Below are 8405 nucleotides of genomic sequence, written 5' to 3' on the forward strand. Positions count from 1 at the left end.
TTTTAAACTTCATATTAGGGTTCCTCCTAAGGTTTTGAGTTAGAGTGGTGTCTTACTCATATCTTACTGAGGAGCCCTATTTTTTTCAAAGCTGAAAAATAACGCTCTACAGGAATACTAACCTGCCCCGTTACTTTAAGTACAATGCTTCACAATCATGCTGAAAATTATGTTGTCTCATAACAAAAGCCGCCATTATGTCGGCAGCCTTGTTTTTAAAAATCCCTTTATTTTTTATTCCACCAAATATAGTGAACTTAATAAAATCAAAGAATAGCTAATCCTTGCGATCCAAGGTAAGGAAAGTTAGTCCAAGCAGCAACCTGCAATCTAACCAGACTTCCATCACCTTGAATAGTAAATACGGAGACTGTRCCCTGGTTTCCGTTAAGGGTGTAAAAATGCCGTCCATCTTTACTCACTCCAACATCCATCGGCAGTCCTGGAGCTGTACCTGGCGGTGTACTGGTAATATGCCTTACCACCGAAAGTGATCCATTGGGATCGATTCGGTAAGTGGAGATGGTGCCGCTTAAGGTATTGGTAATGTATGCAAGTGTGTAGAGATAATAAAGTTATTTAATTTTAAAAGCTTAAACAAGCATAACCTCGTTCTAAATTTAGGACGGGGTTAAAAATATAGTTGTTTAATTTTTAATGTAAGATACTTCACTACACTAAAAAATACAACAATAAAGTTGTATAAAAATCTAAGTTTTATTCAACAATAGCACCCGTTAATGGAATAATATTTTTATCTTGCAAAGAACCGTCCCTTACTTCCCAATAAACTTTATTAAATCTGTACACTGAGTTTACAAGACTTTAATAGTCAGATGATATGATTGGTTTACCAACGATGAGGAGGCAGTATAAATGAATGTGCGTGCAATATTTATTGATATGGATGGTACACTACTAAAGGCCTCAAACAACATTTCCCGCCGAAATATGGAAGCCATTTATAGGCTCATTAATCAGGGAGTCAAGGTTTTTCTAGCTACTGGTCGACACTATGAAGTAACCGCTCCCTACCATAAAGAAATTGGATTACAAACTCCAATGATCTGTTTGAATGGTGCCGCTATTCACGATGCAGAGACAGGAAGAGCTATGCAAATGAAAACCGTCCGACTGAACGAAGAACGATTCCACCAGCTGACCGCTGAAAATTCTTGTAATGTTATTATCCATACAGCAAATGGGCTTTATTGTAAGGAAACAAATGAAGAAATCGATTATTGGACAAAAGTTGGGCAAATTCCGCCACGTTATATTGGAGATTTAAGACAGGCAAATTATCAAGATGTTCTTAAATATAGTGTTCGAACAGGTGCACCAAGACCTGAATTATCCGCTTTGTTTAAAAAGGAAGCAGAGGTCATCAATTGGAATGACGGGTTTGAAATGGTTGCTCCTAATGTTTCCAAATGGTCTGCTATAAAAAACTTACTTCACGCATTTCGAATTAGTCCAAGCGAAGTCGTAGCCATTGGAGACGGACCCAATGATATAGAGATGCTTCGTCATGTCGGTACTGGCGTGGCAATGGGGAACGCTAGCGAAGAGGTTAAAGCAGCAGCTGATTTTGTTACAGGACACCACGAAAATGATGGATTGGCTGAGTTTATAGAAACTTATCTTCATAAATCATATAAATCATATGTGATTTAGAGGTATTTTAAAATAACTTTTTTTTATCATCAGATAGTGTATCTTCATTTGAACATTTTCATTTATGTTGGTTTTTAACAGTATCAACTGTTCTGGGATTGCCAATTACTCCTAATTATCAATATTCGCACCCTTTAATTCAATAAAAAAATAACCTCTATTAGCTGGTGTAGTAAAAAAGCATTTCTTCTTATTGAAGTTATGCACCCGTTAGCTGAATAAGCATATATCTGTTGTAACGTTAAAAATCATTATTAAGTTATCGAAGCCCATCTTCTTCTAAACCCGCCAAATAAGCATTTGTAAAAAAATCGAGAAAATATGAATTTTCCTCAAAATATCTTTTGAATCCCTCTAACACATCCTCTTGAAATTTTTTATCCCCAAACCAAATTGGCATAGCACCTAAATCATCAACAAATTGTTTTAGTACCATATGGAAAGTATCATCAGAAAAAGCTTCTCTCWTTAATAATAATACTTGTTTCAACTACACCAATAATAATTTAAATTTCTTTTATCAATCCCATATCAAAAAAAGAACTACCCCAGCTATAAAAAGAATAGGGAATATAATGATTAATACTCCTATCGTTGCAAATCCACTACCCACACTTATTCTATAGAGAGTAACGACTATCCCGAAAATAAAGGGGCTATTACGAACATTGTAGTTATCCCCCAAATGCTGTACTTCAATCTACAAACAATCAGACTTAATTATAAATTATCAAAATCCACAATAAACGAAATAGAGTTGATTCTACTGTATTGTAGAATCAACTCTATTTTTAATTTCTGACTAATCAACATTAAAATCTGACATAGACTTTATAAAAAGTTTGATCATTTTTTCTATGCACTTACAAATCTATTTATTTATATGACTCATAGCTTGTCCATTAAAGACCTAAAATATTAAAACGCTTAAACAAGTTTTTTCAAACATAAAATACTGCTTTTAAACTGAATCAGCAAGCTGCTAATAAAAAGAATCAACTATTTGGAATGGCTGCATAAAACCAAACTCTATAATAAATATAGACTTCTTTCAATAAATGCAATCTTAACACCAGAACCGGATATTACCTTTCACATCTTTCTTTTTGTTTTAAATTTCAATAAAAGAGAGAAGTATTGGCATATAGCGATGAGGCGCCGCCAGAGTGTACAAATAGTATATTATCATCCGGCTTAAAGGTGCCTTTTTGTATTAAATCAATGAGTCCCGCTGCCGCTTTACCCGTATATACCGGATCTAATAAAATCCCTTCTGTTCTTGCCATGAGTTTGACAGCTTCCACCATTTCTGGCGTAGGTAAAGCATAACCAGGTCCGACATACTCATCAAAACACATAACAGCCTCACGAGGGATTGAATTTGGAATGCCGATGTGTGTTGAAGTTTCTTTAACAAGCTGAAAAACTTTCTCTTCTTGTTCAGCTTTTCCTCTGCTTACGTTTATTCCAATTACCGATATTCCACTTTGATTTCCATGAAATCCGGTCACCAAACCAGCATGCATTCCCCCACTGCCGCTTACACAAACGACTGACTTCATATCGATTCCTTGATTAAATGACTGTGCCAAAATTTCCTGAGCGCAAGCAGCATATCCCGTTGCACCAATCACATTGGATCCCCCGACTGGTATTATGTAAGGTCGATTCCCTTTCTCCGTTACCTCATTAGCTACTTTCTGCATTTCTTGCATTAAGTCCGCTCCATTAGGCACAATTTTGATTTCTTCAGCGCCCAATAAATGATATAAAAAATAGTTACCGTTAAAATCTGGCTCAGGACTTTCTGAAAGTCCTTCTTCCAACACAAGGATGCACTTCATTTTCTCTTTAACTGCAGCAGCTAGTGTTAAGCGGCAATGATTTGATTGAATGCCTCCACATGTAATTAACGTATCCGCACCTTTTTCCATTGCATCGGCAACAAGGAACTCTAGTTTTCTTGTTTTATTTCCCCCAGCCGTCAGACCCAGTAAATCATCTCGTTTAAGATAAATGGATGGGCCCCCAAGAACTTCAGAAAAATGATGTAATTTCTCAATAGGTGTATCGGTTGGTGTATATCGCCGTCTAGGGAATTGTGCTAAATTCATATTAAATCTCCTCCATATTTCTCTGTTTAAGACTAACCATATGTAAATTAAAGAAAAGAGAATATCATTCTAACATTCTCTTTTCAATTATTATTATTATTATTATTATTAAATCATAGCAATGGCTTCGATTTCAATCATAGCATCTTTAGGCAAACGAGCAACTTCAATCGCACTTCTAGCTGGATAATTATCTGTAAAAAATTCTCCATATACATGATTCATCGCGGCAAAGTGACTCATATCACTTAAAAAAACCGTTGTTTTTATTACCTGCTGTAAGCTTGCTCCCGCCGCTTCCACAACCTTCTTAAGATTCTCCAATGACACCCTTGTTTGCTCCTCAATATTATCAGGCATTTCTCCAGTTTCAGGATAAATTGGAAGCTGCCCTGAAGTATACACTACATTTCCTACTTTAATGGCTTGTGAATAAGGACCGATAGCCTTGGGGGCTTCTTTGGTCATGATTGTTTCTTTTAACATATAAAACACCTCTTTTTTTTTTGTAATCCTATTTATACGGAATTGAATTTAATTTCCCTTTGAATAAAACGCTTACATTCAATTACAGCCTTACCTCTTATTCTTTGCGCTCAAAATCACACTCCATAAGCGGAACTATTTTTGTTTTCTTAATGATTTTATAACCAAGCCAGAGAAGCAAGAAAATAGGAAGACCAATGTACGTCGCTATAATTTCTGCCCAGCTAATTTGATGTCCAGAAAAAAGAGTCTGCCCAAAAATGAAAACCACAAAAAATAACAGCGTGATTACCGGGCCCAACGGGTACCATTTGGCTTTAAACGGCAATTCATTTAGATCTCTGCCTTGGGCTACATAGGCCTTACGGAAGCGGTAATGACTAACGGCAATCCCGAACCATTTGATAAATCCGGTAAGGGCTGAAGCATTTACCAACCAAATAAACACTGAACCATTTCCAAAAAGGGAAGCCAAAAAAGATGCAAGTCCTATAATAGCAGTTGTACAAAGGGCCAACATGGGAATTCCCTTTCTGTTAAGCCTAGCAAAGATTCGTGGTGCCTTTCCTTCTTTCGCCAGTGCCCATAGCATACGTGAAGAAGCATACATTGCTGAATTTGCTGCTGATAAAACAGATGTAAGCAGCACGGCATTCATGACGGAAGCGGCAAATGCCAACCCAGCTCTCTGAAGAACAAGCGTGAAGGGGCTGATAGATACATTTTGAACACCAGATTTAAGCAGGTTTGGATCCGTATAAGGGATAATCAAACCGATAACAAAAATCGTCAACACGTAGAAAATAAGGATTCGCCAGAAGATTGACCGAATCGCTTTCGGTACATTTTTCGATGGATTTTCGGTTTCACCGGCTGCCGTCGCAATAACCTCAGTTCCCTGGAACGCAAAGCCCGCGATGAGCACTACACTAAAGATAGATACAAGCCCGCCATTGAAAGGAGCATCTCCATGGGTAAAGTTACTGAACCCAACCGCATGTCCTCCCATAATTCCAAAAATCATGGCAACCCCAATAACGAGAAATACGATGATCGAGATGACCTTAATGCCGGCAAACCAGTATTCACTTTCCCCATATGCCTTGACTGATAAGACATTTAAGATTAGCAACAAGCCCAGAAATAGTGCGCTCCACAAGATAGAAGGTGAGTCCGGAAACCAATACTTCATAATAAGAGTAGAGGCCACCAAATCTGCAGGAACCGTTATAGCGGTTGTATACCAATAGTTCCAACCTAACGCAAAGCCTAACGCAGGATCAATATACTTTGAGGCATAGATATCAAAGGCCCCCGGGACCGGTAAGAAGGCCGATAGCTCTCCTAAACTATTCATAACAAAATAGACCATGATTCCTACAAGTATGTATGCTGCAAGCGCTCCTCCCGGCCCCGCAGTGCTAATCGTCGATCCACTGGATACAAACAATCCAGTTCCAATAGCGCCACCAATAGCCATCATCGTTAAATGTCTGGGTTTCAGCTTCCTTTGTAAGGATGCTTCAGAAGTTCTCTTTTCTTGTACGCTACTTACCTCTGCTTCTAATTTCCCCATAGTATATCCCCCCTAATTGCTCATTGTTCAAATACAATTTGTATGCAAGGCTCATCTGGCTGTTCTTAAGAAAAATCTCTTTATTGATTATTTCTAGAACTTTCAGTCAATTTTTAAAATACCTCTACCTTCTGCTTTTGTCCTCACTCCTCTCAAATTCAGGCGGAAAAAATGATATGAGCACTCTCTCTTTAATTTCAAGTAACTTAATTGAGTAAAATAGAAATTTTTTATATGAAGTTAACATAATTTATATTTTTCCAACTTGCGATAAAGAGTAGACAAACTAATCTGTAGTTCCCGGGCAATTTGTTCTTTATCATGCCGATATTTTTCAGCTAAGAAATAGCTCTGGATTACGTCTTTTTCATATTCTGAAATCATTTGTTCTAAACTTAATCCGCTACTCTCCACAGTGAGATGATCCTGTTGAAATAGATAGTCAGGTAAATCATGGAAGGATACAATATCTGATTCAGCCATATTTGTCATATATTCTACGGCGTTTTCCAACTGCCGTATATTCCCCGGCCAATCATAACGTATAAGCCATCGCTCCAGCATTGGGTCCAGTCTCAATGGGTGCCTTTGCACGATCTTACAATGTTTATGCATGAAATGTTCAAGATACAAAGCGATATCATCACGCCGCTCTCGCAAGGGTTTGGTATGGAGAGGGATGACATTGAGACGATAATATAAATCCTCGCGAAAAGTGCCGTTTCGCACCATTTCCTCCAGGTTTTGGTGAGTGGCTGCAATCACCCGTACATTAATCTCGATTGCTTTTTTTCCACCGATTCTTTCAATCTCTCTTTCTTGTAAAACCCGTAATAACTTTGGCTGCAAGAAAAGCGGCATATCTCCAATTTCATCAAGAAAAATGGTTCCGTTGTGCGCTAATTCGAATTTCCCCATTTTCCCATTCCGACTTGAGCCGGTAAATGATCCGCCCTCATAACCAAACAACTCACTTTCCAACAAGCTTTCAGGTATGGCAGCGCAATTAACTGCTACAAATGAATGCATCCGGCGTTTGCTTTCAAAATGAATCGCTTTGGCTAATAATTCCTTCCCCGTACCGCTATCTCCCCTAATCAGGACAGTGGATGGGCTGTTTATAATCCGTCTTGCTTTTTTAATAACATCTTGAAGCCCGGAATCTTTACCAAGAATGTTTTCAAAAGTAATAGATTTCGGGGGGATCGGGATATCTTCTTGAATTTGGCAACCCGGTTCTTTATCAGGGTCCAGCATTGCTAATTTATTGACTAACAATGTACTAACATTGCGTAAAAACTGGATCAGATTCTCTGATTCTATAATCATTTTCTCCTTTTGTTCATGGGAAAAACCAATCATGCCGATGACGCCAACTGGTTTGTCTTGCTTTACAATAGGAAACCCGATGGTAGCGAGTTCTTTGCATTGATTTACGAATTTACAACTCCTACACTGCAACTCATCTTTTTTCACATCATAAACCACTCCAGGCTCCCCTGTTTCCAATATCATTCTGAAAAAGGAGCCTTCCGGAGCCGTTTTGCCAATGAGATCTTTATAGTAACCAGTTCCGCTAATACGAACGCCCTTTTCATCAAGCACGGTTATATCCAGACCAAGGATTCCTGCTGTGTTCTCAGCGTAATCTTGAATAAACTGCTGCATGCCGGTAAAGCCTGCCATATTATCCTCCTCTGCTATTGTGCTATATGAAATAATAAAATAAATTTATTATAAAATAAATTCTTACACTTTGCACAAAGAGGAGACAGCTTTTTCTATGGCACCCAAAGCATTTTTCAACATCGAACGCGGGCAAGCGATATTAAGTCGCATAAACCCTTCACCTTCCATACCAAAAATGTGCCCCTCATTCATTGCAACCCTTGCTTCTTGCAACATAAATTGATCCATTTCTTTAACCGAAAACCCTAATTCCCGGCAATCCAGCCATACAAGGTATGTGCCTTCCGGCTGGATGACTTTGATTTGAGGGATGTTTTTGCTGAAGTAACTCAGAGTGAACTCCAAATTCTCCTGCAAATATTCAAGGAGCTGATCGAGCCATTCTTCTCCGTGTCGGTAAGCAGCCTCTAACGCAACAACGCCAAATATGTTCGGCGAACCAATGGATAATGTATTAAGTTCTCGATCATACCTATCGCGCAGTTGCTGATTTGGAATAATGATACTTGACGTCTGTACACCCATCAGGTTAAAAGTTTTGCTTGGCGCAATGCAAGTAAGAGAATGATTCGCAAACTCTTCTGATATAGAGGCAAAAGGAATATGAGTATGTGTCTTATAAACAAAGTCAGAATGAATTTCGTCTGCCACAACGAGAATGTTATGCTTCATACAAATCTGTCCCAATCTCGTCAATTCTTCTTTGCTCCATACCCTTCCGATTGGGTTATGAGGACTACACAAAATCAACATTTTTACCGTTGAATCTATCTTTGCCTCTAAATCTTCGAAATCTATGGAATAATGCCCATTTTCAAGCTTAAGCGGGTTGTTTACAATTTCACGGCCGTTCGCTTGGATCACCG

7 protein-coding genes and 1 pseudogene are annotated in these 8405 nt (G+C 38.4%); 1 reads left to right on the plus strand and 7 read right to left on the minus strand.

Annotated features, from left to right (window positions below):
- Window positions 1-266: 266 nt before the first annotated feature.
- Window positions 267-554, minus strand: a pseudogene (locus AC1DUW_RS16385) (beta-propeller fold lactonase family protein); the annotation flags it as partial.
- Between the two features lie 322 nt (window positions 555-876).
- Here AC1DUW_RS16385 and AC1DUW_RS16390 point away from each other — a divergent pair.
- The gene (locus AC1DUW_RS16390; protein ID WP_053347652.1) at window positions 877-1674 is read left to right on the plus strand and encodes a Cof-type HAD-IIB family hydrolase; all 798 of its coding nucleotides are present in this window, start codon (window positions 877-879) and stop codon (window positions 1672-1674) included.
- Window positions 1675-1933: 259 nt separating this feature from the next.
- Here the strand turns inward: AC1DUW_RS16390 and AC1DUW_RS16395 are convergent, their stop codons facing one another.
- The 6 genes from AC1DUW_RS16395 to AC1DUW_RS16420 form a co-directional block, all read right to left on the minus strand.
- Window positions 1934-2164: a hypothetical protein gene (locus tag AC1DUW_RS16395; protein WP_477642976.1), complete on the minus strand. Its 231-nt coding sequence runs from the start codon at window positions 2162-2164 to the stop codon at window positions 1934-1936.
- 628 nt (window positions 2165-2792) lie between these two features.
- A complete protein-coding gene (gene cuyA / locus AC1DUW_RS16400; protein ID WP_377378412.1) occupies window positions 2793-3788 on the minus strand; it encodes a D-cysteate sulfo-lyase in 996 nt (331 codons plus the stop codon).
- Between the two features lie 108 nt (window positions 3789-3896).
- The gene (locus AC1DUW_RS16405) at window positions 3897-4274 is read right to left on the minus strand and encodes a RidA family protein (RefSeq protein ID WP_053347655.1); all 378 of its coding nucleotides are present in this window, start codon (window positions 4272-4274) and stop codon (window positions 3897-3899) included.
- 97 nt (window positions 4275-4371) lie between these two features.
- Window positions 4372-5850 (minus strand): amino acid permease, encoded by a 1479-nt coding sequence (locus AC1DUW_RS16410; RefSeq protein ID WP_053347656.1) that lies wholly within the window; start codon window positions 5848-5850, stop codon window positions 4372-4374.
- Window positions 5851-6090: 240 nt separating this feature from the next.
- Window positions 6091-7536, minus strand: coding sequence for a sigma-54 interaction domain-containing protein (locus tag AC1DUW_RS16415; protein WP_477642977.1), 1446 nt, complete (start codon window positions 7534-7536; stop codon window positions 6091-6093).
- 63 nt (window positions 7537-7599) lie between these two features.
- Window positions 7600-8405: MalY/PatB family protein (locus tag AC1DUW_RS16420; RefSeq protein WP_477642978.1), on the minus strand; the 806-nt coding region annotated here is incomplete at its 5' end.

Source organism: Peribacillus sp. P4_C12, from assembly GCF_056402095.1.

Excerpts from the sequence above, each read along its gene's own strand:
- AC1DUW_RS16390 (WP_053347652.1), top strand. The coding sequence starts at position 877 with ATGAATGTGCGTGCAATATTTATTGATATGGATGGTACACTACTAAAG.
- cuyA (WP_377378412.1), bottom strand. The coding sequence starts at position 3,788 with ATGAATTTAGCACAATTCCCTAGACGGCGATATACACCAACCGATACA.
- AC1DUW_RS16405 (WP_053347655.1), bottom strand. The coding sequence starts at position 4,274 with ATGTTAAAAGAAACAATCATGACCAAAGAAGCCCCCAAGGCTATCGGT.
- AC1DUW_RS16410 (WP_053347656.1), bottom strand. The coding sequence starts at position 5,850 with ATGGGGAAATTAGAAGCAGAGGTAAGTAGCGTACAAGAAAAGAGAACT.
- AC1DUW_RS16415 (WP_477642977.1), bottom strand. The coding sequence starts at position 7,536 with ATGGCAGGCTTTACCGGCATGCAGCAGTTTATTCAAGATTACGCTGAG.